The sequence below is a fragment of the Allobacillus halotolerans genome (assembly GCF_018967645.1).
In the GTDB taxonomy this organism is placed as follows: Bacteria; Bacillota; Bacilli; order Bacillales; family Alkalibacillaceae; genus Allobacillus; species Allobacillus halotolerans.
This window is the reverse complement of sequence record NZ_JAHLZF010000005.1, coordinates 30861-55101: the sequence shown is the minus strand read 5'-3', so window position 1 is coordinate 55101 and position 24241 is coordinate 30861. Positions and strand designations below refer to the sequence as shown.

Here is a 24241-nt window from a genome sequence, read left to right as displayed (position 1 = left end):
AAATGATTGTACCTGTAGGAAATCAACAATATTTTGTCCGGCTGGCAGGTGCTGGCGAACCGGTCGTACTTCTACACGGCTTTACCGGGACCGCCAAACAATGGGAAAATCTTGTGAATCAATCAGACATTTTTTGTCAGTGGATTGGAATTGACATGCCAGGCCATGGAAAAACCCTCATTCGTGATGAAAAAACGATGGAAGGCTATGTCGATGAATTGATTGAAGTCATTAATCAATTAGAGCTCAATCGCTTTCATTTAGTTGGTTATTCCATGGGTGGCCGCACCGCTATGCTCCTGGCAGACCGGTACCCGAACCGTGTCAAAAGCTTAACCTTGGTCGGTGCATCGCCAGGACTTGAATCGGAAGAAGAGCGAGCCGAACGAAAAAAGAAAGACGAAGAACTGGCTACATTTATCGAAGAAAAAGGAATCGAGCGATTTGTCGACTATTGGGAAAATATCCCGCTCTTCCAAACGCAAAAGTCTTTACCGAACGACATTCAAAAAGCGATTCGAAAAGAACGACTCATCCAAACGGAGCACGGACTTGCGCTATCGCTTCAAACGATGGGAACCGGAGTCATGCCGTCTTTATGGGACCGTTTAGAACAACTGAACCTTCCGACATGTTTAATTACGGGTAAGCTCGATGAGAAATTTACGGCAATCAATCAAAAAATGGTTGAACGCTTGCCACAAGCGGAGTTGAACATTGTTGAAGAAGCGGGTCATGCAGTTCACGTGGAAAATCTCCATTCTTTTGTTAAAATAGTAAGTGAATTTTTACAAATCCATATGAAACATAAAACACATACGTAGGAGGAAAACAATATGGCAGTCGAATGGACAAAAGTTCGAGACTATGAAGAAATTATTTACGAAAAATACAACGGAATCGCAAAAGTTACCATTAACCGACCAGAAAAGCGTAACGCGTTTACGCCATTAACGGTTAAAGAAATGATCGATGCATTCACAAGAGCACGTGATGACAAAGAAGTAGGTGTCATCGTTCTTGCAGGTGCAGGAGACAAAGCATTCTGTTCCGGTGGAGACCAGTCTGTTCGTGGACACGGTGGTTATGTCGGTACAGACGAAGTGCCACGCTTAAACGTATTGGACCTACAACGCTTGATTCGTGTCATCCCTAAACCAGTCGTAGCGATGGTTTCCGGATATGCAATCGGAGGCGGCCACGTCTTACACGTATGCTGTGACTTGACGATTGCTGCTGACAACGCTGTATTCGGTCAAACAGGACCAAAAGTAGGAAGCTTCGATGCTGGTTACGGCGCAGGACTTCTTGCTCGTATGGTAGGACATAAGAAAGCACGTGAAATCTGGTACTTATGCCGTCAGTACAGTGCAGAAGAAGCGGAAGACATGGGCTTAGTCAACACAGTCGTACCACTAGAAAAATTAGAAGAAGAAACAATCCAATGGTGTAACGAAATGCTCGAAAAATCACCAACTGCACTACGCTTCCTAAAAGCATCCTTCAACGCTGACACAGACGGCTTGGCAGGACTGCAACAAATGGGCGGAGACGCAACACTACTTTACTACACAACTGATGAAGCGAAAGAAGGCCGCGATGCATTTAAAGAAAAACGCAAACCGGACTTCGACCAGTTCCCTCGCTTCCCATAAGTCGCAGAAAACAAAGATCACATCTACGGTTAGGTGTGGTCTTTTTCATTATATTGCGAAATAAAAAGGTCCAAATCGATAAGGAGAACGGAGTGAATACAATGGACTCTTCAATCTTTGCCGCCGTATTTGTCATCTTTATTATCGCCATCATGTTTAATTCGAAAAAGAAGAAGTGATTATTTTTGAAAAAGACGTAAAAGAGGGATTCTAAATGGGAACATTATTTTCAAAAGCATATGACAGGGTGATGAAGCCTGTCGAACAAAGACGCTTCGGAAAAATACGGAAAAAGCTTGTCTCCAATCAACACGGAACAGTTTTGGAAATCGGTTCAGGGACAGGCGCGAACTTTCCATATTATAAAAATGCCGAAAAAGTTATTGCCATTGAACCGGACAAATCGATGAGAGAGCTTTCAGAGAAAAAGCGAAGCGAGGCGACTGTACCCATCGAATTAGTCGATGCGACGGCTGAACAGTTACCTTTTGATGACAATACATTCGATGTCGTTGTCGGAACGTTAGTGCTTTGCTCGGTCACTGATTTAAACCAAGCTCTTCAGAAAATAAAACGCGTGGCTAAATATGATGCACCCGTATTGTTTTTGGAACACGTTCGGCTAGATCAACCATTCGTTGGTAGATTACAAGATGTGGTGACACCTGTCTGGAAACGGCTATGCGATGGCTGCCATCTCAACCGCAATACATTGGAAATCATCAAACAGAATGGCTTTCGTGTAGAGCAAGTGGACGAGCATTTTAAAGGATTGTTTTTGGAGATTCGAGCGAGGAATGAGAAATAAAAAAGTAAGGTGGAAAGTTCATTAATTTATTATTCTTCGTAAATGTAAGTATGTATCACCTGAACAACCTTATTAACAAGATCATTCGGTGCTTTTCCTGTTATTTTTGCATTTCTGGTTTTCCAATCTAAATTTTTAACTTGGTCGCTAATGATAACTCCTTCGACAGCAAAACCTTCTGGTATAGGAATGTTGAATCCCCATTCTCGTTTTGTTCCGCTAATAGGACAAACGGTTGCATAACCAGTTACACGATTAAATTTCGCTGGAGATAATACAATAGCAGGTCTTCTGCCCGATTGCTCGGTGCCTGTTTGTGGATAAAAGTCTAAATATATAAAATCCCCTCGATCTGGAACTTTCATATTATAATTCTTCCTTCCCGACTGATTTGTTAAAAAACTCATTATAAGGGTTTTCACCTTCACATTGAGCTAGTAGATCGTCTAAAGTTGGCTTACCTTTTGGTTTTAAATAAATTCCATTATTCGTTTCCCGAATTTCTAATTCTGTTCCTTTTTCAATCCCATATTTCTCAGCTAACTTAAAAGGTATACGAATTCCAATACTATTTCCCCATTTTTGTGCTTTCACAGTTATATGATACCTCCTTGTTTCCTCGTTTGGCTCCATTATACCACACTCCCACCACTAAATGTATACTCTAGTATATACATTGGAGGTAGAAATGATACTTAAAGTAGTGTATAGACAGGAAACTCATGATACAATGTAAACCAAAGTGCAGTGGATCATATATTACAATTCACCACCCATGCAGTTACACGGAATGGTCGTATAGACCGAACCCAGTGAAAAATGGCTAGTAGCTATAGGTTGGATAATCTCTCAGTGCCGTACTAACGCTATTGAGGGTTTTTTTTATAGTTACCAGAGACGTTCAATGCAAGGAACATTCCGACCGAGATTAGCAGCAGTATACATATTCTAGTTATCTCTAAAATTGACTGTAGTGATCAATCGACAACAAGCATATTCCGAATCCTTGTGAAAACAACATTTATACATAAAACTTCTTTTCGGAAACTAGACATAAGAAACTACAGGAGTGATTTGAATGGACAATTTCTTAATAATCCTGTTTATGTTGAGCTTCATCGGCATAATCATTAGTTTAATCCGTCCCTCTTTCATAAATTTTTCAAGTAGAAAAAGCGCCATGAAAGTATTCATACCTTTACTTTTGGGAAGTTTTATTTTTATTGGTGGTCTTAAAGAGGGCTTCGTATTTTTATTTTCATTACTATTTTTATTAAGTTTAGTTGCGATGATCATCGGTTTAATCCGTCCTTCATTACTGAAATTCTCAAATCGAATAAGTGCAATGAAAGTTTTGTTCCCGGTATTTTTAGCAAGCTTTCTTATCGTTTTAATAACGACAGATCCTGTTGAGGAACCACGGACTGACCAAGAGACAGTACAAGAGGATGCAGTTGAACAGAAAGAGACTGAAGAAACAGAGAATGCAGAAGAACAATCTGAAGAGCAAAAAAATAAAAATGAAGATGAAAACGCGGCTGAGTCGAAAAACAAAGACAATCGCGAAGAAATACATAACGAGGAAAAAGAAAACGCGAATGAAGAATCCGATTCCTCGTCAGTGAACAAACAAGAAGAAAAACAACAAAACAATACAGAAAACAAGAATGATTCCAAGACATTGGATGAAAAAGAATCCGATCCATCGAATGATGAGTCAACGAACGAGTCGACGGATTCAGAATCAGACAAACGCCCATCCAATGAAACCAAAGGGACGACGGCCACTGTAACTCGTATCGTAGACGGTGATACGATTGGAATTAACTTAAACGGAACGATCGAAAGTGTTCGTTTGTTATTAGTCGACACACCTGAAACTGTCCACCCATCACTTCCCGTCCAAGCATTTGGACCAGAAGCCTCTTCATTTGCGAAGAAAACGTTATCGGGCAAGAAGGTTCAAGTAGAGTATGATGGCCCCAAACGGGATAAATACGGACGGTTATTGGCTTACTTGTGGGTTGATGGTAAAAACTTTAATGAAATGCTTCTAAGAGAAGGTTTGGCCAGACTAGCGTACGTTTATGACCCCCCTTACACGCATATGAGTTCATTCACGAAAGCTCAATCGGAAGCAGTAAACGCAAAGAGAGGCATTTGGAGTATCGAGGGTTATGTACAATCGGATGGTTTTAACGCTGTCGAATCTGAAACCGAAACCAAGCAATCGAACAATTCTTCTACGGCATCCACTGAAACGAAAACTTCAGGGTCTTCAGCCTATAACGGACCATATAATCCACAAGGCAAGGATCGGAATTGCGGAGACTTTGATAGACAAAAAAACGCCCAGGCATTTTTCGAGGCTGCTGGCGGTCCAGAACAAGATCCTCACCGGTTAGATCGAGATGGTGATGGGGCCGTTTGTGAAAGTTTGAGTTAAGATTGCCAGATTGAATGATGGGTTATATACAAAGAGTTGATTCCCCTCGAGAAACACTTCTGAGGGGGTTATTTTTATGGCTTGAAAATCAAATTAAAATCAGAATTCTTTGTTTATAATTTGACTTACTAATATAAAAGAAATTACTTAGAACTAGTTCAGATGTTACAATAGACGATATACATACTTACACACCAAGGGGATGAGAGAATGACAATCATGCCACAATGGCTTACGAAACGTGCGATGATGACACCGGATCGAGAAGCGGTTGTCTTAAGTGATGATACACGTTATACATTTAAAGAACTAGACCAACATGCAGGTCAATATGCATATCAACTGAAACAACAAGGAATCAAACAAGACGACCATGTTGCTGTATTATCCAAAAATAGCTATGAAATGTTTGTCATGATTCATGCACTGCAAAAGATTGGTGCGGTCATGTTTCTATTAAATACACGCTTATCCGTCAATGAATTTTTATTTCAACTAAAAGATGGTGAAGTGACTCACCTATTATTCCAAGAAGGCTTTCGGTCTGTCGTTGATGAACTAACTGTCGAAGTCGATTTACATAGCGTATCTTTCGAGCAATTTTCTTTTGAAGGAAAGGTAGACGAAGGAATCGCTGAATTTGATTTGGACCACGTAACGACGGTTCTCTATACAAGTGGCACAACTGGATTGCCAAAAGGCGTTCAGCTTACGTACGGAAACCATTGGTGGAATGCGAATGGATCTGTCTTGAATCTTGGACTGAATGCAGATGACCGCTGGTTGCTCTGTGTGCCACTATTCCACGTGAGTGGACTATCCATTTTATTCCGTAGCGTGATATACGGCATACCCGCTCACTTGCATGAGCGATTTGATGTCGAAAATGTGCACGAAGACATCATGAATCGCGGTGTTACGACAATGTCGGCCGTTTCTGTCATGTTAGAAGAATTAGTCGAACGATTGGGAAATGAATCATACCCAGAGACCTTCCGTTGCATGTTGCTCGGTGGCGGACCAGCATCGAAATCGTTATTAGAATCGAGCAAGGAGAAAAGCATACCCGTTTTCCAAACGTATGGAATGACGGAAACAGCTTCGCAATTTTGCACGCTGGATGAAGAAAATGCATTAAGAAAATTAGGTTCTGCAGGCAAACCATTATTTCCTGGGCAATTAAAAATCATGAATGATGCTGAAGAATGTCGGATTGGTGAAGTCGGTGAAATACTCATGAAAGGTCCATCCGTTACAAAAGGCTACTGGAACCGCCCAGATGCTAACAAAGAAACCATTCATGACGGTTGGCTAAAAACAGGAGATCTAGGATACCTGGATGAAGAAGGATTCTTATATGTCGTCGATCGAAGAAAAGACTTAATCATTTCTGGAGGCGAAAACGTCTATCCGGCAGAAATTGAATCCGTATTAAAATCACATCCATCTGTCAAAGATGCCGGAGTTGTTGGGAAAAAACATGAACGTTGGGGACAAGTACCCGTCGCATTCGTCGTCATCCGAGAAGAAGAGACGTTTTCATCCGAAGCATTGAAAGATCATTGTGAGAAAAACTTGGCGAAATATAAAGTGCCGAAAGAGTTTCATGAAATTGATGAGTTGCCGAGGAATGCTTCTAGGAAGTTGATGAGGAATAGGTTGAGTGAAAAATAATTAATGAAATGATCTATTTCATAGATTGGCTTTTTAAATCTATTAAATAAACGCAGATCTTGTCAAATATTTGCACAAGTTGTAAAGTGAAGATGAAAGAGGTGAACAATTTGACTAATATCGATTCCAAGATTCAAACAATCGGAGATTTATTGATGGAGTCAGATTACACATATTTTATTCCAGATTACCAAAGAAGTTTTGTTTGGGGAAGAGAGCAAGCTGAAGACTTAATTTCTGATTTTTTAATAGATACGAATGAATTTAGAACGAAAAATGAAAATCTTGAAGGATACCTACTAGGTAATGTTGTTGTTATTAAACATGAAGATAAGAAGGTTTTTGAAGTTGTAGATGGACAACAAAGAATCACGGCTTTAACTCTTTTAGTACACTGCTTATATAAAAGAGTTTTAACCATTGCTAAAGCTCATTCCACCAACAGCCAACTTTTAATGAAATATAGCGGTTTAGCAAATAACTTATTAACGGGATATCAAAAGCCTATTGATGAAGATCATTATGTTAATCGATTAACACATCATGAAAGTATAGTGTTCGGTAAAACCTATGACAAAATTTTAAAAGATAAAGAGTATAGTGAAACTGAAGAGTCAAAGGCAGATCTAAATGTAATAGATGTATATGAGCAATTATCTGAAGCAATAGATTCATTAACGGACCAACAAGTTATTAACTTTAGTAGTTATTTAAAGAAAAAGGTAAGCGTTATAAAAACTATTGCTCCTAATGAACACAAAGCATTTCAGCTGTTTGAAATACTAAATGATCGTGGTGTTAAGCTAAACCAGACAGATTTAATTAAAAACTTTTTGCTCAAAAAAGTAAATGAATTAGATATTAATGAAACTCAATATGAAAATTTTAGTGACAATTGGTCTAACTTTTTAAATAATTTAATTGAAAACAAAAAGCACTTTATAAATGAAAATCAATTCTTAAAACACTACATTCTAGGTAAGTACGGTGAGCATAGGAAAGTTGAACAATTATATCCTTTCTTCTCAAAGAGTAAAATGATAAATAATTTAAGTCTAGAAGAATACATAGACTTATCAGAGAACCTACAAAGAAGTGCAAGAATTTATCGAGATATTCACTATAAAAATAATAACTCATTCACGGACAACAAAGAAAAACTAGAATTCTTTGTTAATATAATAAGTGTTAAGCAACTTTATGCATTATTAATACCATTTTATGATGCTGATAAGAATACCAGGGAAGAAGTGTTAGACTTAGCTATTAAGTTCGGAGCTGCAGTTCTATTTTCTTTTACGCAAACACACTTCATTGAGAGAGAATTACCAGGCTTAATTGGTGCTTATTTAAAAGAGAAAGAAGAGAATGCTGAAAAAGCTTACGACAATTTTAAGAAGAGGTTAAAAGAGATTATTCACTCTAAAGCAGAAGAAGCCTATCAAACGATAAGAATTAGAAGGTTTGAGAGAGGAAGTAGCTCAAAGCCCATAGGAAAAGCTGAAAAGCTTCTAAAATTTATTGAATATTATTCTACAGATAATGAGATTGCTATTAAAGATAAATATAAAAAAGATAAGATCACTGTAGAACATGTATTAGCTAAAGAACTGCCAGAAAAGTATTATGAAGAGCATGGTTTTGAGGATAAAAATGATTTTAAAAATTATCTCAATAGAATTGGAAATTTAACGTTATTATTAGGGAGCCCTAACACATCTGCTTCAAATAAAACTCCAGTTGAAAAGAAAGCACATTTTACACAAAGTGATTTCCTCCTCACAAGAAGAATTACTGGAGAAATTGAATATGCTGTGAAAAGTGGTAGACAACGAGAAAATATTGACATAATCAATGAAAAATTTAGCACTTACTTAGGGGAAAACGAGAAAAATATGCTATTTAACAAGGATGCAATAGTCAAGCGTTCGGATGAAGTTGCCGAAGTAGTTCGTGACCTATTAATAAAAGATTAATTTTAAAACAGAAGTTTCATCTGCATTGATGGAACTTCTGTTGTTTTAACATATAATTATACATATAATATACTGAAAAATAAGACAATAAAGGGGTTTTATTTGATGAGCTTAAAATATGTAGATGAAAAGTGGCAGTTTTCCGCTATACCAAATATAGAAGAATCAAATTTCAATAAAACATTAGAGCGCTTTTATGACATGGGGATAACTGGATTAACTAGGGAGAATATACAAAACTCCTTAGATGGTAAACTTTTATATTCATCTGATCCAGTAATAGTCAAGATCAAAACTGGAAGTATTAATGAGAATCATATACCAGGTATAAATGAAGTCAAAGAAAGAATAAGCAACTTAAAGGGACAAAATGACTATGCCAGAGAAACTATTAGTCACATGAAAAGTAAACTTAATCAAGATGAAGTAAGATATATTTCATTTGAGGATAAAAATACAAGAGGCTTGGCAGGAGCAAGAAATGGGCAGAGTGGTAACCCACAAGACACTTGGGGGATCTATGCTTATAATAAAGGCGTTCACTTTAAAGAACAAGACAATGAGGTTGAGGAATCACGGGGTGGCTCGCACGGTGTCGGTAAAATTGCTTCTAATGCAGCTTCTGACTTATTTACAATGTACTTTGCAAATTGTGATGAAAATGGAGAGCAACATTTAGGAGGAACTGTTCAATTAATAGAGCATATGTATAAAGGTCAAGCTTATCGATCAACAGGTTATTTTACCGACGTTGAAGTAATGGACAATAATAAGACTAAGTTTTATCCATTTGAAAATCATTTTCACGAAATATTCCAAAAGAAAACAAGAGGTTTAAAAATTATAATTCCATACTTACGTGAAGATTATGATGATGAAAGATCTATTATTAAAAGTGTGTGTGATAGTTTTTTTATATCCATCACATTAGGTAAGTTGGAAGTACATGTAAATGGCAACAGAATTGCAAAGGATACTATAAAAGACTATGTATTTGATGAATATTACTATAGTCAAGATATTTCGGAAATTAAAAAAGAGTTTACACCTTTATATTTAAATACATATTTAAAAGAACCTCCTAAAGAAATTATTGTCTCGAACGGTGAGGAAGAATTTAAGTTTAATCTTTACTTTAAATATGATGAAAACATTTCTAAAGGTAGAGTAGCTATCATTCGAACAATAGGTATGAAAATAGAAGATTTTAAAGTTAAAAGTAATGCAACTAAACCTTTTAATGCTGTACTAATTGGGGGCAATAGGGAAGATGCATACCTTAAATCATTAGAAAATGAGTCTCACACAAAACTTTCAAAAGACCACTTTAGTGATCGTAGGTTGAAAAAGCTTGCGACTCGATTTATTAATAAACTTTCAGAAGAAATTGCAAAAGTTATACAAGAAGCGATTGACGAAAACAATCCAATAGACGGCAAGATGGATACTGAAGAAATTCTTTACTTAGACGGAGAAGCTTTTAAAAAAGATTTAGAGGGATCAATGGGTACAGTAAAAGTAAGTGATGGTACTTCATTAGTGAAATCATCTGGTAAGCATCACAAAAAAGAAAAACGAGATAAGAGAAATCATAAACAAGAAGTAATTAATAGTAAAAATAAAAGAACTCAAAAAAGAGAACCATTAAAATGGCAAAAAACAAAAGATGAGTCTATTCAAGAAGGAAAAGGACGCTATAGTGCCCATCCTGATATGGTTGAAAGAGTCATTTTAAAGGATAAAGAGTTAATAATGTTTGATTTTTCAAGCAGCGATAAAATTAATGGGGCCAAGACTTGTGATATTGCTTTATCAATAGTAGATGGAATGGGACAGGAATACCAAAATGAATTTAAGATTAATAGTAGTTATCAAGAGGTCGTTGATTTGAATGCCGGGCAACGATGCAAATATACAAAGAACATTATAAAGGATGTTGAGATTAAAGAGGGGATTGCTCAACTCCAGTTTTCTCTCCGAAATAATTTTAATCGGTCATTGAAATTTGTTTATTATGTGGAGGTGTAATATTTGATATACCGAAAAAAAGCTAACTTTCCATACCCTGTATTCTCAAATGACTCTCTTAGTTATATTAATAATTACTTTAATTTAGATGTTAATGTAATCGAGAAATCAGATTCTTACTATTTCGATATTGACTTCGAAATAGAGTCAGAATTTATAAATCAATTGATAAGAAATGATCAAGCACAATTAGTATTTATTATCCAATCCAAGGATAATAAGTTCTTTCATTTAAAAGCTAACCAACACAGAATTAGCATTCCTAAGAGTCGAATATCATTGAATAAAAGAACGTCAATACAGTTGCATATTCAAGCGCTAAATACAATTAGTTTTGCTGATAATAATGAGTTGAATAATTTTTACCATGTCATTAAGGACGAGATAGTTGTCCCTCAATATTCATTATTAGGCTATTCTAATGTGGTTCTTTTTGATGGAAGTATAAAAAAACCTTATGATCTTTTCTCAAAAAATCTTGATGAGAATTTAAATTCAGAAATAAAAATTGAACTGGGGCAAGAAACGATTGTCATTCATTACAAAAAACCAGAATTTTATTTTCAACATTATTCAAAAAGTAACATGCTAAATAACGCATACATTTATGCAGGTTTAACGAAGGCTCTGCAATCATTTATATTTAATAATGGAGAAGACGGAGATGTTGAGCTAGAAGAAATAAATGAACCAGATGGTTCATTAGACTTGAAGTTATATCAACTAATGATAAACAAAAATATAAACAATATAAATCTCGATAATATCGATGAAGTCATATACAAGGTTACTGACAGAGTGATTGAAAAATATTCTGGAGCATTAGAGGAGTTGTTAAATCGTGGAGATTCAACTGCTAGTTGATGGATACAAAAAGTTTGATAATATATATGAGGACTTTATTGATGGAACACTGATACATAAAGATATATATTTTTCTGATGAAACTGTATATATTGAACATGCTCCTAACTTCCCAATATATATGGCTAAAGGAGATGAAGAACAAAAAAAACGCGACTTCCTTGAAGCCTTTAATGCCATTTCAGCTTCTTACTTGAATGTAGATAGAGAAATTCTTTTAGATGAACGATTTTGGCATTCAATTCTATTAACTCAAAAAAGGTCCTATCTTTTAAATATGTATCCTGAAATTAAAGAGGATAAATCAAATTTTAATAAAATTGTCTTGAAAAAGTTTGATTGGGAAAATTATATATATAAAACAATACTGGGTGCACAATATGTAACAGATAATTTTAGCGATCCAGTAAAACAGAAAAAGTACTTTGAATTAATTATAGAAAACTTAGATTTATATAACTATATTATTAAGTACGAAATATTTAGAAACGATGTATTTCTGATAAATATCCTTGCTATTATTGATGAATTGGATTTATCTAAGGTTATGAAGGCAAAAATTAAAGGACGTGATGACTTAGGTGATGACGAAAGATACGGAAGAAGAGTTATTTTTGAATTTAATAAAAGTTATCCTATTGTAATGTCGCCTATGTTAAAGAAAGATGATTTAAAGAAAATATTTATTGAATATTTAAGTTATTATTACGATACTTCTGATATTGTCTCAACACATGGGCTAGAAGGTTCTCGACCACAAAAAGAATTAATAACTAGTAACCGGTCTAACCATTCAAACTACGTGAAGTCAGAGAATAGTACGGTTATGGCTGGTATACAAGAAGCTTCAAGAAATACGTCAAATATAGTGAGTAAAGAAACGGATGAGATTAGTAAAGATGACCTAACATCTTACTTGGATCGGTTTAACCTCGAATATATAGATCATCGTAAAGATGGAGGTTCCATATGGGTGATCGGTGATAGAAGCATAAAAGAATATTTACGACCTTTAGAAAGTAACGGAGTTTATTTCCAGTTTAAACCAATTGGTAGCAAAGTCACCAATAACAAGTCTGCCTGGTTCTGGTATGAAACGTAAAAAAACAGATTAGAATGTTGTTCTAATCTGTTAGAAAAGGTGAACAGAATTAATTTGGGTTTCTTTTAAAATAAAAATGCAGCCTTGCATTACATATTTCACTCGTCATTCTATACAAATCCACTTTTATATCGGGAAGAATATCGAAGGTTAAACCAAACTCAGATCCATTAAAATAAACAAGATTATAATTATCTACCAATTTACTCATTGGCATTCTTGCAATAAGTTTTGCAATTTCGGATTCATTGTATTTCCATAGTTTTTTGGTTGTTTTATCACTGAAGTCTTTATTTTTTCTGTAAGTCTTAGACATGTAAAAGTCGTGAAAGAACGGTGCCACTTCTTCTGGAGTAATTGATTTGTACCAATTGTTTGGTCCTTTTGAAAGCATGTAGCTAAGTACAACCATTTTATAGGACTTTGCCATGCTTTCCTTTTCTAATTTTTTAAACCAAATACCATATTCCTCGTATGCTTCTATTTCTTTCTCTGTCAATTCGCCATATTCATTTAAGAAAGGAAAATAGCCGCCAAAAACTTGCTTATATTCTTTAAAAGGAACTTCCCCATATAAAAACATTTCTTTATAATATGGACGTCTACCCAGCCTCTCTTTGATTGCCAGATAGTCATAATAAACTCTATCTTTTCTACTGCTACGTTTTCGTTTTAATTCCTTTAGCAGGTCAACAACCTCTGTCTCAAGGTTGATTTCACAATCAGCAGGTAATTCAGGAGTTATTTGTTTAACTGGATCCTTGGTAGAAACCCCTTCAGTTGAATGAAATACTTGAAACTTTGTATTGGCATTGCGATAATTTCCAATTAAGTCGATAATTACGCATTGATCTTTTAATGGGTGTTTTCGCAGTCCTCTACCTATTTGTTGCGTGAACACAACGAGTGATTCTGTTGGTCGAGTGAAAAGTAACGTATCCACTGCTGGAATATCGACACCTTCGTTAAACAAATCAACTGTAAATATAATATCAACTTTATTCTTCTCTAATTGAACGATGGCTTCTTCTCTGGTAATGTCCACTGTTTTAGAAGTGAGTGTTATTGCTTTTACACCCATATCTTTAAAGTAGTTCTCCAGATACTCAGCTTGTTGAATGGATGAACAAAATGCTAGCGTCTTTGTTTGCTTATGTTCATGCCACTTTTCATATACATTCTTTGCTCGGTCACTTATAAGTTGTGCTGCCAATAAATCGTCTGGGTCATACTTTCTACCTAGCCATTTAATTTGTGTATAATCAATGTCGTCTTTTACTCCAAAATATTTAAAGGGACTTAGCCAACCATGACGAATCGCTTCGATAAAGTGAATCTCATACGCCACGTTTCCATCACATAAGGCAAAGATATCTTTGCCGTCAGTTCTTTCCGGAGTGGCTGTTAATCCTAATAGAAAACTAGGAGAAAAGTAGTCAATCACTTTGGTATAACTATTGGCTGCTGCATGGTGGAACTCGTCTATAATAATAAGGTCGAATTCATCCGGTCTGAACTTTTGAAGGTGATCTTGAATACTTAATGTAAAGATTGAAGCAAACAATAATTCTTTGTTTGCTTCCTTAATTTTTCCGTTATATATTCCACCTTCGATTTGTAATACTTTCTCAAAGCTTTTCTTTGCTTGGTTAAGAATTTCTTCTCGATGAGCAATGAATAATACCTTCTGAAATTTTTGTGCAAAGAAAGCTGCTAAATATGTCTTTCCTAAGCCGGTAGCCATTACAACCATTGCTTTGTTGTAGTCTTCCTCAATCGTCAATTCTAATTGTTTTAAAGCCTTTTTCTGAGCTGGTCTAGGCTCAATCACTTCGTACTCTGTTTGATCATCCTTTACTAAGATTGGTTCGATATTGTCATTTGTATTGGGAAAAGTTAACTCAATTTCTTCATCCTCTGACAAGGTTTGGGAAAAATCAGGATGTTCATTGTGAAATTCACGGTAATTTTCTTCATATATCTTTAATGTTTCTTTGTTCATTTGCATGGTTTGATCTGCATAAAATAATTGTATAAATTCATCTATAGCATTTTCAAACAGTTCATTTTCAGCATTACGAACCATTCTTAGGTTCCACTCTACTCCGGAAGTTAAAGCTGACTTTGAGAGGTTGGAAGAACCAATCACTATAGCACCGTCTTCTTTATGTTTGAAGATATAAGACTTGGGATGAAAAGATCTTCCATTACTTTGCCATAGTCGAAGTTCAACTCTGTTTAACGTTAGAAGTTTTTTTATTGCTTTAGGTTGAGTAACGTAGAGATAATCACCAGTCAAAACTTTTATATCTGCACCTCTCTCAACCGCTTCTTCTAAGTCCTTTAAAATTAACTTGACACCTGAGTACATCATAAATGAAGACAAGATATAAATAGTTGTAGAAGACTGAATATCTCGCTTTACTTGCTGATATAATTGATTTGTTATTAAGCTAACATTGGAACTCATTAATCTTCCACACTCTCTAAATAGATTCTATTTTCAAATCCGCCTCTCTCTTGTGACTTAGCTAATCTGATTTTTTCAACTTCATTAAATGATGAACCATGTAATTTGGCAAGAGAATGTATAACTTCTAAAACATCTGCAAGTTCTTCAATGGATTCTTCGTCATTAACGGAACTTTGATACTCCTTTATCTCTTCATTTAATTTCTTTTTCAGTTCAACTCTATATTCTTGGTTGTCCAGTGTTCGGATATGAAAACTTTTGCCTGTCTGTTCAATAATTTGAGGGATCTTATCTCTTACTAGTTTATTATGTATTGGCATGAAAACACCTCCGTTAAATTTGTGTATAGTATATCATTCTAAACAAGATTCGTTTAGATATAGTCGTTCGTCTAAAATAAAGCTATTTATCAGTATATTCTATCATAATATACAAAATTTGTTATAATGCATCCAAGAGGTGAAGTATATGTTGAGGGAAGGAATTTACGAAGAAGTCATCAACCAGAAATTAGCTAATTCGTTATCAGAGTTAGAAAAAGAAAAATTCGCCATCGGGAAAGAACCGATTGATCAAGAAGAGGCAAGTAAGAAATTAGCCGCTTATATATCCTATATTACGAGAAAAGCATTAACTGATGTAAGAGATACGAACAAAAAGAAAACAGATGAATCTTTAATCGAGCAAATTCGTCTTTGTAATGAAATCATTCAGTATTTGAGCAAGGAGTTGGGACAGGAGGAGCTGAATGAACTTCAAGTCAAAGAAGAGGCTGAAGTTTTAACCTCTTTGTACTCGAAGATGAATTCGATTAAAAGTATGAAAGACGATAAACCGATTAGACCTGTTACCCCGATCTCTGAAAGTAGTTTATTTACGGGGGCCAAAAATGAACCGAATATGATGAATGAACTAAAGAAGGAAATAATTACTGCGAATGAAGTACATATGTTAGTTTCATTTATCAAATGGAGTGGGTTACGGGTCATCATGGATGAGTTGAAGGAATTCACAGAAAGAGGTGGAGAATTTAAAGTTATTACGACCTCATACATGGAAGCAACTGATTACAAAGCGATCTATGAATTGAGTCAGCTGCCAAATACGGAAATTAAGGTATCCTATGATGTGAAACGTACTCGTCTACATGCGAAAGCATACATTTTTAAGAGAGATACTAGTTTTAGTACAGCTTATATAGGGTCTTCAAATTTATCAAACCCCGCTTTGACTTCAGGGTTGGAATGGAATGTAAAGGTTACAGAAAAGGACTCCTTCGACGTCATGCAAAAAGTATATGCGACATTTGAATCGTACTGGAATGATGAAGAGTTTGAATCCTTCCATTTTAATAATGAAGAAGATCATAAACATTTAAAATCAATGCTAAATAAATCGAAGCTAGAAGAGAATGCTAATCGATTAGCCTTATTCGATATTAAGCCTTATCACTATCAAAAAGAAGTGTTAGAGAAACTAAGCACAGAAAGAGATGTTCATGGTAAATATAAAAATTTGATCGTTGCAGCAACAGGAGTAGGTAAAACAGTGATCTCTGCTTTTGATTACAAACGATTTTTAAAAGAAAACGGTAGACCTGCTAGGTTATTATTTGTCGCGCATCGTGAAGAAATATTGAAGCAAAGTTTAGAAACGTTTCGAACGATCTTAAAAGATTTTAATTTTGGCGATTTACTCGTTGGGAGAGAAAAGCCAGATAGTTTAGATCATCTATTCATAAGTATTCAGAGTCTAAACAGTACAAAATTGACGGAGAAGACTGAGAAAGACTTTTACGATTTCATTATTGTAGATGAATTTCATCACGCTGCTGCACAATCTTATCAAAAACTATTAGATTATTACGAACCTAAAATATTACTTGGTCTAACCGCCACACCAGAGCGTATGGATGGAAAAAGTGTCTTAACATACTTTGATGATCGGATCGCTGCCGAAATCCGGTTGACCGAAGCAATTGATCGCAAACTCTTAAGCCCTTTTCAGTATTTTGGTGTTTCTGATACGGTGGATCTTTCTAATGTTAAATGGAGAAAGAAAGGATACGATTTAAGGGAATTAGAAAATGTTTATACAAGTGATAAAATCCGCGTCAGGCAAATTGTCAAAAGTTTATATAAGTATGTGACAGACATCGATGAGGTCAAAGGGTTGGGCTTCTGTGTCGGTGTAGAACATGCTAAATACATGGCGAAAAGCCTTAATGATTTTGGAATACCATCGATTGCTTTACATGGGGGTTCGGATCGAGAAGTAAGAGAAACGGCTAAACAGAAATTACTAGCTGGAGACATTCGGTTTATTTTCGTTGCTGATCTCTATAACGAAGGTGTCGACTTGCCCGAAGTCAACACCGTCATGTTCTTGCGACCTACAGAAAGCTTGACGGTGTTTCTACAACAGTTAGGCCGTGGTTTGCGTTTAGCTGAAGGGAAAGAGTGTCTGACTGTCTTGGATTTTATCGGCCAAGCACATAAAGATTATGATGTCTTTGAGAAAAAATACAAAGCATTAATTGGGAAAGCGAAGCACTCAGTTAAATATTATGTTGAAAATGGGTTTGCCAATCTACCTAAGGGAAGTTTCATTCAGCTCGAAAAACAAGCAAAAAATTATATCTTACGTAATATCCATTCTGCTACTTATACGAAAGCGAATTTGATCGAAAAATTAAAGAACTTCCACATGGATTCTGACCGAAAGCTAACATTAGCAAACTTTTTGGATCATCACCAAATGTCGCTATATGACCTTTATGGGAGAAGTGCCAATCGTTCGTTTAGTAGACTATTAGTCGAAGCGGATTTAAAAGAAGATTTTTATGTAGAAAATGAAGAAGAGGTCGTCAAGCGATTACCCTATTTATTTCACCTAAATTCTAAGAAGTTATTAGACTTCTTGTTGAAATACATCGACCAACGCCAAATTGGAAATCAGCAAGAGGAGTTAATGAGGAATTTACTATTTTATACGTTTTATCGAGCCACACCAGAAAAGCTTGGATTATTAACAATCGAAGAGGGTATTGATAGAGTTTTATCATCAACTGAATTGAAAGAAGAAATTCGCGCCATTTTAGAATATAAACTTTCTAAAATCGAAACGAGGGAGTGGAATAATGATCTTCACTTTGAGACACCATTAATGGTCCACTCACTATATACTTCTGACCAAATCATGGCAGCACTAGGACATTATAATGAAGAAAAACGTCCTGATTTTAGAGAAGGTGTGAAGTATTTAAAGGATAAGAAAGTAGATGCACTTTTTATTACGTTGAACAAGTCAGAGAAAGACTTCTCACCTTCCACGTTATATGAAGATTATGCGATTAATGAGAAGCTTTTTCATTGGCAATCTCAAAACAAGACATCAAGCAATACATCAGTAGGGCAAAGATATATCAACCATCGGAAAATGGGAACACAGATTGCCTTGTTTGTTCGTGAGTACAAAACCCAGAATGGCTATCCATCACCATTTGTGTTTTTAGGCACTGCTGATTACATTAAACATTCTGGTGAAAAACCAATGAGCATAACATGGCGTTTGCGACATGAAATGCCTTCTTATTTAGTGCAAGAAGCGAACAAGCATATACTTTAGTTGAATTTGTAACAAGAGAAACGATTGAAATGAGGAAATATCAATGGAAAAAGTAAATTTTATTTCCGACGATAATCTGTATAAAAAAGCAGAAGAAGCCTTTATAGAGTATAAATCATTCCTGCGAAATCTACTTCCTGGAGCAGATATTCAACATATAGGAAGTACAGCGATCCCGGGTAGCCTAACCAAAGAGGATTTGGATATTCAAGTGAGAGTGTCAGCTGCGGAGTTTCCGAGAGCTATAACTGTCTTAATGAAACATTATGAGACTAATGAGGGAAATACAAAAACAGATACATTTCGAGCGTTTCAAGACGATGGAGCAGATCCTCGTTTAGGCATCCAATTAACGGTTATTGATTCTGAACTTGATTTCTTTTGGAAAATTCGTGAGGTATTAAAGTTGAATGATGAGTATTTACGAGAATACGATAATCTAAAAAGAACATATGAAGGCCGAGATATGGGAGCCTATCGAGAAGCCAAGAGTGAATTCTTTGAAAAGTTGATGGCATCGCCGGAATTTAAGCGATTATAACTTCAACTTTGCAGCAAGATATGTAAAACATTCAACACCCATTGACTTTCCCACATAAAATTACTACAATCTATGTAATTTTATAAAATAGAAGTTTCGACAATTATTGAGGAACTTCTATTTTTATATTTCATCTTACAAAAGACGATACAGCATAGGGGGCGTAGTCAATGGGTATTCATCATCACAATCATCCATACATGACGATTCATGATTTCAACGAGCATAGTCATATTGGGTGGAACAATTCATTAAAACCGATTGCAGAAGTGGAATCTGGACAAGTGGTGACGTATGAGATCACCGAGGCATCTGGCGGTCAATTCACGAAGAATTCTACAGTAGAAGATGTCAAAAACATTGATTTCTCAAAAGTGAATCCAGTGGCAGGACCTGTATATGTGAAAGGTGCGCAGCCTGGCGATACGTTGGAGGTCGAATTTCTCGACTTTAAACAACTGGATTGGGGTTGGACAGCACTCATTCCTGGCTTTGGTTTACTGGCAGAGGATTTCAAAGACCCAGCGATTAAAATTTTTGATTTGAAAAAGAGAAACACAACTGAATTTTTAGATGGCATTGATTTATTTTTAAAACCTTTTCCAGGTACAGTCGGAGTTGCACTTCCTGAAGTAGGAGATTTCAGTATTGTACCTCCACGTAAAAATGGAGGTAACATGGATATCCGCCACCTGACAAAAGGAGCAAAGCTTTACTTGCCTGTATGGGTAGAAGGCGCGTTGTTCTCCATAGGTGATACGCACGCCGCTCAAGGGGACGGTGAAGTATGTGGTACGGCGATTGAAGCTTCAATGGAGGCAACCGTTCGCTTTAAGCTGCATAAAGGGAAAACGATTGCCGAACCGCGTTATGAGATTCCTGGACCTCCAACACCAGAAGCGGATAGCCGAGGCTACTTTGTGACGACTGGCCATGGTGAAGACATTTTCAAAGCGTCTCAAAATGCGATCCGGTATATGATTGAGCACTTGGTGAGTGAATACCGCATGACCGAGGAAGAAGCTTATATGCTTTGTAGTATCTCAGTAGATTTAAGAATTAGCGAGATTGTCAATTCACCGAACAGTCTTGTATCTGCGTTTTTGCCGAAGTCTATTTTTAGATAAGATGCTGGCAGACGTATAATCACAAGTGAATTTTATGATTTAAATGATTCTGAAATTACTCATTACCAGCCAATAGAAGAGAGCAAACTATTAAGAAGTGACCAAATTTGATTACCTTTTAAAAAGCGGAGTGGTGAGGTAATGGAAGTATTATCAATTATATTATCTAGTTCCTTGGTTAGTGGAGTTATAACGACGCTTATTATTCAAACTAATGAAAGTAAATTAAATAAAAGAAATAATTTCCATAACAAAAATCTGCAGGTAGATAACTTCTTTAGAAATATAAGTAATGAGAAATTATTGAGATTACTGAATGATTGGCATGATATTTTATACAGAAGAGAAGATGAAGAATTAAAGATTGATGAGATAACTTTAGTAAGAAGAACCCTTTTTTATGGATCTGCTGAAACTATTAGAAGGTTAAGTCTTTATCAATCTTATATTTATAACTTAAATCCTGAAGAGGAGGAAAGTTTACAGGAAATGGCACGGGGAGGGGTCTTAATAACAGGCATTATAGTGTCTTTAAAAAAAGACTTCTCGAATGAAGATGTGTCTATTGAAAATATAATGAAAACCTATTTACCATGGTATAATGATGAATTTGATGAAGAAGTAAAGAAACAGATAGCAATTTACAATTACTAATCATGTAGTATCATTTGAATCCTTTTATAAATTTTAAAGGCGCAAATCTTAACATTAGATTTGCGCCTTTTTCGCATTAGCACAAAAAATCAAGTTTCTCAGAATCATTCAGTTATACTGGTAGATAAGAGTAAGAGGTGATCCAATGCCCTATCAAGATCATGAACAGGCTATTCAACGATCATTGAATTTTATTGAACAATATTTGACTGAACCATTGCATCTCAACCGTTTGGCTGAACATGCAGGTTATTCGAGATTCCATTTTCAACGTGTCTTTCGAAAGATCATTGGGAAATCAGTTGCTGAATATGTGAGAGAGCGGCGGATGACACAAAGTGCGAGGGAGTTAATTACGACGGATCAACGAGTGATTGACATTGCGATGACTTATCAGTTTAAGTCGCAAGAATCCTTCACAAGAGCTTTTAAAAAAGTTTACGACGTAACACCTAGTGAATATCGGAAATTGCTTAAACAATTAGTTAGCAAAGGAGAGTTCATCGTGAATAAAACGAGTAACACCCCGAATGGTTGGATGATGACCGGAGAATCACCATATGATTATGAAACCGGATTAGACAATAACATTGTGCATAGTGGAAATTACGCCGCCTATTTGAAATCAAAACATGAAAAAGCACGAGGATTCGCAACATTGATGCAACAAATTAAGGCAGACCACTATCGAGGAGAACGGGTTCGTTTTTCTGCATTTGTAAAAAGCGTAGATGTTAAAGAAGCTGCTGGCTTATGGATGCGGATCGACCATTCTTCTGGAGAGGTCCTTGCTTTTGATAATATGATGGATCGTCCGATTAAGGGAACAAATGAATGGAATCATTTTAGCGTCGTATTGGATATTCCAGTAAAAAGTGAAGTGATCGCATTTGGCGTATTGCTCAACGGACCAGGCCAAATTTGGGTAGATGAACTTGGCTTTGAAATGGTAGGCGATGATGTTCCTGTTACAAATCAGCGTTCCACAGAAGGTTTATCCAGTGAACCTGTAAATTTAAATTTTGAAGATAATACTGTAGAAATTATTTAAAGTGGTTGTTCTGGGCAACTTTCTCTTTTGCAGTGGTATGCATTGGCATACATCTTTGGTACAATTATAATTAATAATATTTTTATTTATCAGAATTTAAAGGAGGTGAGTAAGTATGTTTCTAGACTTGTTAAACACGTTGTTTATTGATGCGTCTGCTTTTTATCTATATTTAGGGATTCTGTTGATTGCTTTTGGTGCAATTTATGTCAGCCATCTTTATAACCAACATCTATCCAACAGTGATTATTTGTTTACGAATCAGCACCAAAGCACAAAGGTTAATATAAATCCATTTGAGAAACCGATTATAACCAATGAATCGTTTGTCGTATGGCTGATCATGACGTTTAAAAGAATAGATGAAAAAGACGATAAAGCCGATGACAATTCCTCTTATTTTAAACAGATTTTTAAAATAAGAGGAGGACAAGAATGGAACAAAACAGCTTACTCACTTTCTTCAGAAAGTATTCTTTTTTAATTTTTCTATTGTCATTTTTGCTTATACTGAGCGGGTGTAGCAATAACTTCACACCTGTTGACAGTGCATCTACAGGGTTCTTTTCACATTACTTTGTATATCCGCTGTCACTTTTGATTAAAAAAGTTGCTCTTTTTTTACAAGGAAATTACGCGGTGGCTATTATTGTTATTACGATAGGCATTCGTTTCGCGCTATTGCCATTCTTCATTAAACAATCGAAGAATAGTAAGGAATCCCAAGGGAAAATGGCATTGATCAAACCGGAAATGACTGCGATACAAGAGAAGTACAAAGGAAAGAACAGCCCAGAAGATCGGCTGAGTATGCAAAAAGAACTAAGTGCTCTTTATCAAAAACATGATTTTAATCCGGTGAAAATGGTAACAGGTTGTCTGCCTATGATCCTTCAAATGCCGATTCTAATTGGTTTTTATTATGCGATTAGGCGCACACCTGAAATTGCCGAACAATCATTTCTATGGTTTAGTCTCGGAGAAACAGATATTTTATTCGTTTTAGTGGCTGTTCTTATTTACTATCTGCAAGCAAAAGTCAGTTTGATTGGCTTGGAGCAGCCCCAACGAAAACAAATGGCGTTTATGGCGATAATCTCTTCGATTATGATCGGGATCATCTCGTTAAATGTACCAGCAGCCTTACCGTTATATTGGGCGGTGAGTGGTTTATTTGTAATCGTTCAGACGTTGATTATTAAGAAAACCATCCACGGAACATAAATTAGCTTATTAATTAGGGGTGCAAATCGTAATGGATTTAGCACCCTGATTTTTTAAGGTATGGGGGCTTATACAAGTAACACTGCATTCATATAGGTCCACAAATGGTTGTTCGGGTACGCCTTTTGGATATGGTCGAAAGCCTGCATGGTCATGAAAAAATTAAATAACGGTGTACAATTTATCGGGAGATAAAGTATGACTTCTATAACATGTTCAACAAACGGAGCCATTTTGTTTAACAAGGGATTGCCTATTTTATGGTAAAATAAGGTTATGAAAAGGGGGTTTATAGATGACTTTAAATCACTTCATAGGGGCTAATATAGAACTTCCTACTGGTACATTTGGTAGGAACCCAACATATAAACCTCTATCGGAATTGAAGTTAAAAGGACTAAGTTTAGAAAAACGTTTGAAGAAGAATAACGGGTCTAAGCTCGTTAAGGTGTATGAAACAGAAGAAGATGCAAGTGGAATTGATGTTCTTAATTTAGTTTCTGGGTACGAACCAGTAAGAGAAAAATTTACTACTTCTTTTGTATATGAAGTAGAAGGATACTTACACACTAACAATACAGCAAGTCACCATAAATCTATCAAGACACTTTTTAATTATATTGACGAAAACTTATTAGAAGGGAATTTTATGGAAATATATTCTTGTTGGGATGGACATGAAGGTAAAGAAAAAGATGACAGTAAAAATGTAGCTATTAACCTTAGCACATTTCAATTTGGAAAACATTTAAAGTTAAAAGACATAAACCATCTTTGCGAAACATTCTTTTTAGAAGATAAGCAGTACGTATTGATAAAGAGATAGAAAAGATTACACTATTTAAGTAGCGGGCGCTTTCATTTAATAAGAAGCTTTCTTGTTAAGTAAATGGATAAATGAACGTTGAAATAACAAAGGTAAAAATATGTACAAACTTTAATTTCGTGGTATAATTAACATAGGAAGATGATAAGTGCATACAATAATAAA

At 35.7% G+C, this 24241-nt stretch carries 21 protein-coding genes; 17 read left to right on the top strand and 4 right to left on the bottom strand.

All coding sequences use genetic code 11. The features are described from left to right. Positions 1-2 precede the first annotated feature (2 nt). The 3 genes from menH (at position 3) to KQ486_RS04925 (ending at position 2463) form a co-directional block, all read left to right on the top strand. Positions 3-824 (top strand): 2-succinyl-6-hydroxy-2,4-cyclohexadiene-1-carboxylate synthase, encoded by an 822-nt coding sequence (gene menH, locus KQ486_RS04935; RefSeq protein WP_144163439.1) that lies wholly within the window; start codon positions 3-5, stop codon positions 822-824. A gap of 12 nt (positions 825-836) precedes the next feature. Then, a complete protein-coding gene (menB, locus tag KQ486_RS04930; RefSeq protein WP_144163438.1) occupies positions 837-1655 on the top strand; it encodes a 1,4-dihydroxy-2-naphthoyl-CoA synthase in 819 nt (272 codons plus the stop codon). Between the two features lie 214 nt (positions 1656-1869). After that, the gene (locus KQ486_RS04925) at positions 1870-2463 is read left to right on the top strand and encodes a class I SAM-dependent methyltransferase (RefSeq protein WP_216686949.1); all 594 of its coding nucleotides are present in this window, start codon (positions 1870-1872) and stop codon (positions 2461-2463) included. 29 nt (positions 2464-2492) lie between these two features. Here the strand turns inward: KQ486_RS04925 and KQ486_RS04920 are convergent, their stop codons facing one another. Both KQ486_RS04920 and KQ486_RS04915 read right to left on the bottom strand, forming a co-directional pair. After that, positions 2493-2828, bottom strand: coding sequence for a type II toxin-antitoxin system PemK/MazF family toxin (locus tag KQ486_RS04920; RefSeq protein WP_216686948.1), 336 nt, complete (start codon positions 2826-2828; stop codon positions 2493-2495). 1 nt (position 2829) lies between these two features. Further along, positions 2830-3057 carry an AbrB/MazE/SpoVT family DNA-binding domain-containing protein gene (locus KQ486_RS04915; protein WP_274236138.1) on the bottom strand — a complete coding sequence of 76 codons (228 nt, stop codon included), beginning with the start codon at positions 3055-3057 and terminating at the stop codon, positions 2830-2832. Positions 3058-3643: 586 nt separating this feature from the next. Between KQ486_RS04915 and KQ486_RS04910 the strand changes: the two genes are divergently transcribed. From KQ486_RS04910 to KQ486_RS04885, 6 genes are all read left to right on the top strand, one after another. Further along, positions 3644-4909, top strand: a complete 1266-nt coding sequence (locus KQ486_RS04910) for a thermonuclease family protein (RefSeq protein ID WP_216686946.1) — start codon at positions 3644-3646, stop codon at positions 4907-4909. 210 nt (positions 4910-5119) lie between these two features. Next, positions 5120-6583: an o-succinylbenzoate--CoA ligase gene (locus tag KQ486_RS04905; protein WP_216686945.1), complete on the top strand. Its 1464-nt coding sequence runs from the start codon at positions 5120-5122 to the stop codon at positions 6581-6583. 110 nt (positions 6584-6693) lie between these two features. After that, a complete protein-coding gene (locus KQ486_RS04900) occupies positions 6694-8559 on the top strand; it encodes a DUF262 domain-containing protein (protein WP_216686944.1) in 1866 nt (621 codons plus the stop codon). A 105-nt stretch (positions 8560-8664) separates the two neighbouring features. Continuing rightward, a complete protein-coding gene (locus KQ486_RS04895) occupies positions 8665-10587 on the top strand; it encodes a hypothetical protein (protein ID WP_216686943.1) in 1923 nt (640 codons plus the stop codon). A gap of 3 nt (positions 10588-10590) precedes the next feature. Continuing rightward, a complete protein-coding gene (locus KQ486_RS04890; RefSeq protein WP_216686942.1) occupies positions 10591-11451 on the top strand; it encodes a hypothetical protein in 861 nt (286 codons plus the stop codon). After that, the gene (locus tag KQ486_RS04885; RefSeq protein WP_216686941.1) at positions 11429-12553 is read left to right on the top strand and encodes a hypothetical protein; all 1125 of its coding nucleotides are present in this window, start codon (positions 11429-11431) and stop codon (positions 12551-12553) included. The genes KQ486_RS04890 and KQ486_RS04885 overlap by 23 nt, the downstream gene beginning before the upstream one ends. A gap of 49 nt (positions 12554-12602) precedes the next feature. On the opposite strand, the gene KQ486_RS04880 is transcribed toward KQ486_RS04885, so the two are convergent. Together KQ486_RS04880 and KQ486_RS04875 are read right to left on the bottom strand one after the other, a co-directional pair. After that, positions 12603-15023, bottom strand: coding sequence for a DEAD/DEAH box helicase family protein (locus KQ486_RS04880; RefSeq protein WP_216686940.1), 2421 nt, complete (start codon positions 15021-15023; stop codon positions 12603-12605). Then, positions 15023-15346, bottom strand: coding sequence for a nucleoside triphosphate pyrophosphohydrolase (locus KQ486_RS04875; protein ID WP_216686939.1), 324 nt, complete (start codon positions 15344-15346; stop codon positions 15023-15025). Before KQ486_RS04875 ends, KQ486_RS04880 begins: the two co-directional genes overlap by 1 nt. Before the next feature lie 148 nt (positions 15347-15494). Between KQ486_RS04875 and KQ486_RS04870 the strand changes: the two genes are divergently transcribed. The 8 genes from KQ486_RS04870 (at position 15495) to KQ486_RS04835 (ending at position 24076) form a co-directional block, all read left to right on the top strand. Beyond that, the gene (locus KQ486_RS04870) at positions 15495-18653 is read left to right on the top strand and encodes a DEAD/DEAH box helicase (protein WP_216686938.1); all 3159 of its coding nucleotides are present in this window, start codon (positions 15495-15497) and stop codon (positions 18651-18653) included. 43 nt (positions 18654-18696) lie between these two features. Then, the gene (locus KQ486_RS04865; protein ID WP_216686937.1) at positions 18697-19194 is read left to right on the top strand and encodes a GrpB family protein; all 498 of its coding nucleotides are present in this window, start codon (positions 18697-18699) and stop codon (positions 19192-19194) included. Between the two features lie 170 nt (positions 19195-19364). Continuing rightward, complete coding sequence (locus KQ486_RS04860) at positions 19365-20321, top strand: acetamidase/formamidase family protein (RefSeq protein ID WP_216686936.1); 957 nt, start codon at positions 19365-19367, stop codon at positions 20319-20321. 141 nt (positions 20322-20462) lie between these two features. Further along, positions 20463-20975, top strand: coding sequence for a hypothetical protein (locus tag KQ486_RS04855; RefSeq protein WP_216686935.1), 513 nt, complete (start codon positions 20463-20465; stop codon positions 20973-20975). 145 nt (positions 20976-21120) lie between these two features. Beyond that, a complete protein-coding gene (locus KQ486_RS04850) occupies positions 21121-22026 on the top strand; it encodes a helix-turn-helix transcriptional regulator (protein WP_216686934.1) in 906 nt (301 codons plus the stop codon). 115 nt (positions 22027-22141) lie between these two features. Beyond that, positions 22142-22510, top strand: coding sequence for a hypothetical protein (locus tag KQ486_RS04845; protein WP_216686933.1), 369 nt, complete (start codon positions 22142-22144; stop codon positions 22508-22510). After that, a complete protein-coding gene (gene yidC, locus KQ486_RS04840; RefSeq protein ID WP_216686932.1) occupies positions 22462-23250 on the top strand; it encodes a membrane protein insertase YidC in 789 nt (262 codons plus the stop codon). Before KQ486_RS04845 ends, yidC begins: the two co-directional genes overlap by 49 nt. Positions 23251-23545: 295 nt before the next feature. After that, on the top strand, positions 23546-24076 hold the full coding sequence (locus tag KQ486_RS04835; RefSeq protein ID WP_144163419.1) for a hypothetical protein: 531 nt from the start codon (positions 23546-23548) through the stop codon (positions 24074-24076). The last annotated feature ends 165 nt before the right edge of the window (positions 24077-24241 follow it).

Bases quoted from the DNA above. Each gene is read 5' to 3' on its own strand.
- KQ486_RS04875 (WP_216686939.1), bottom strand. From the start codon at position 15,346: ATGCCAATACATAATAAACTAGTAAGAGATAAGATCCCTCAAATTATT.
- menH (WP_144163439.1), top strand. From the start codon at position 3: ATGATTGTACCTGTAGGAAATCAACAATATTTTGTCCGGCTGGCAGGT.
- KQ486_RS04895 (WP_216686943.1), top strand. From the start codon at position 8,665: ATGAGCTTAAAATATGTAGATGAAAAGTGGCAGTTTTCCGCTATACCA.
- KQ486_RS04925 (WP_216686949.1), top strand. From the start codon at position 1,870: ATGGGAACATTATTTTCAAAAGCATATGACAGGGTGATGAAGCCTGTC.
- KQ486_RS04910 (WP_216686946.1), top strand. From the start codon at position 3,644: ATGAAAGTATTCATACCTTTACTTTTGGGAAGTTTTATTTTTATTGGT.
- KQ486_RS04920 (WP_216686948.1), bottom strand. From the start codon at position 2,828: ATGAAAGTTCCAGATCGAGGGGATTTTATATATTTAGACTTTTATCCA.
- KQ486_RS04850 (WP_216686934.1), top strand. From the start codon at position 21,121: ATGCCCTATCAAGATCATGAACAGGCTATTCAACGATCATTGAATTTT.
- menB (WP_144163438.1), top strand. From the start codon at position 837: ATGGCAGTCGAATGGACAAAAGTTCGAGACTATGAAGAAATTATTTAC.
- KQ486_RS04855 (WP_216686935.1), top strand. From the start codon at position 20,463: ATGGAAGTATTATCAATTATATTATCTAGTTCCTTGGTTAGTGGAGTT.
- KQ486_RS04905 (WP_216686945.1), top strand. From the start codon at position 5,120: ATGACAATCATGCCACAATGGCTTACGAAACGTGCGATGATGACACCG.
- KQ486_RS04845 (WP_216686933.1), top strand. From the start codon at position 22,142: ATGTTTCTAGACTTGTTAAACACGTTGTTTATTGATGCGTCTGCTTTT.
- KQ486_RS04880 (WP_216686940.1), bottom strand. From the start codon at position 15,023: ATGAGTTCCAATGTTAGCTTAATAACAAATCAATTATATCAGCAAGTA.
- KQ486_RS04870 (WP_216686938.1), top strand. From the start codon at position 15,495: ATGTTGAGGGAAGGAATTTACGAAGAAGTCATCAACCAGAAATTAGCT.
- yidC (WP_216686932.1), top strand. From the start codon at position 22,462: ATGGAACAAAACAGCTTACTCACTTTCTTCAGAAAGTATTCTTTTTTA.
- KQ486_RS04860 (WP_216686936.1), top strand. From the start codon at position 19,365: ATGGGTATTCATCATCACAATCATCCATACATGACGATTCATGATTTC.
- KQ486_RS04865 (WP_216686937.1), top strand. From the start codon at position 18,697: ATGGAAAAAGTAAATTTTATTTCCGACGATAATCTGTATAAAAAAGCA.
- KQ486_RS04835 (WP_144163419.1), top strand. From the start codon at position 23,546: ATGACTTTAAATCACTTCATAGGGGCTAATATAGAACTTCCTACTGGT.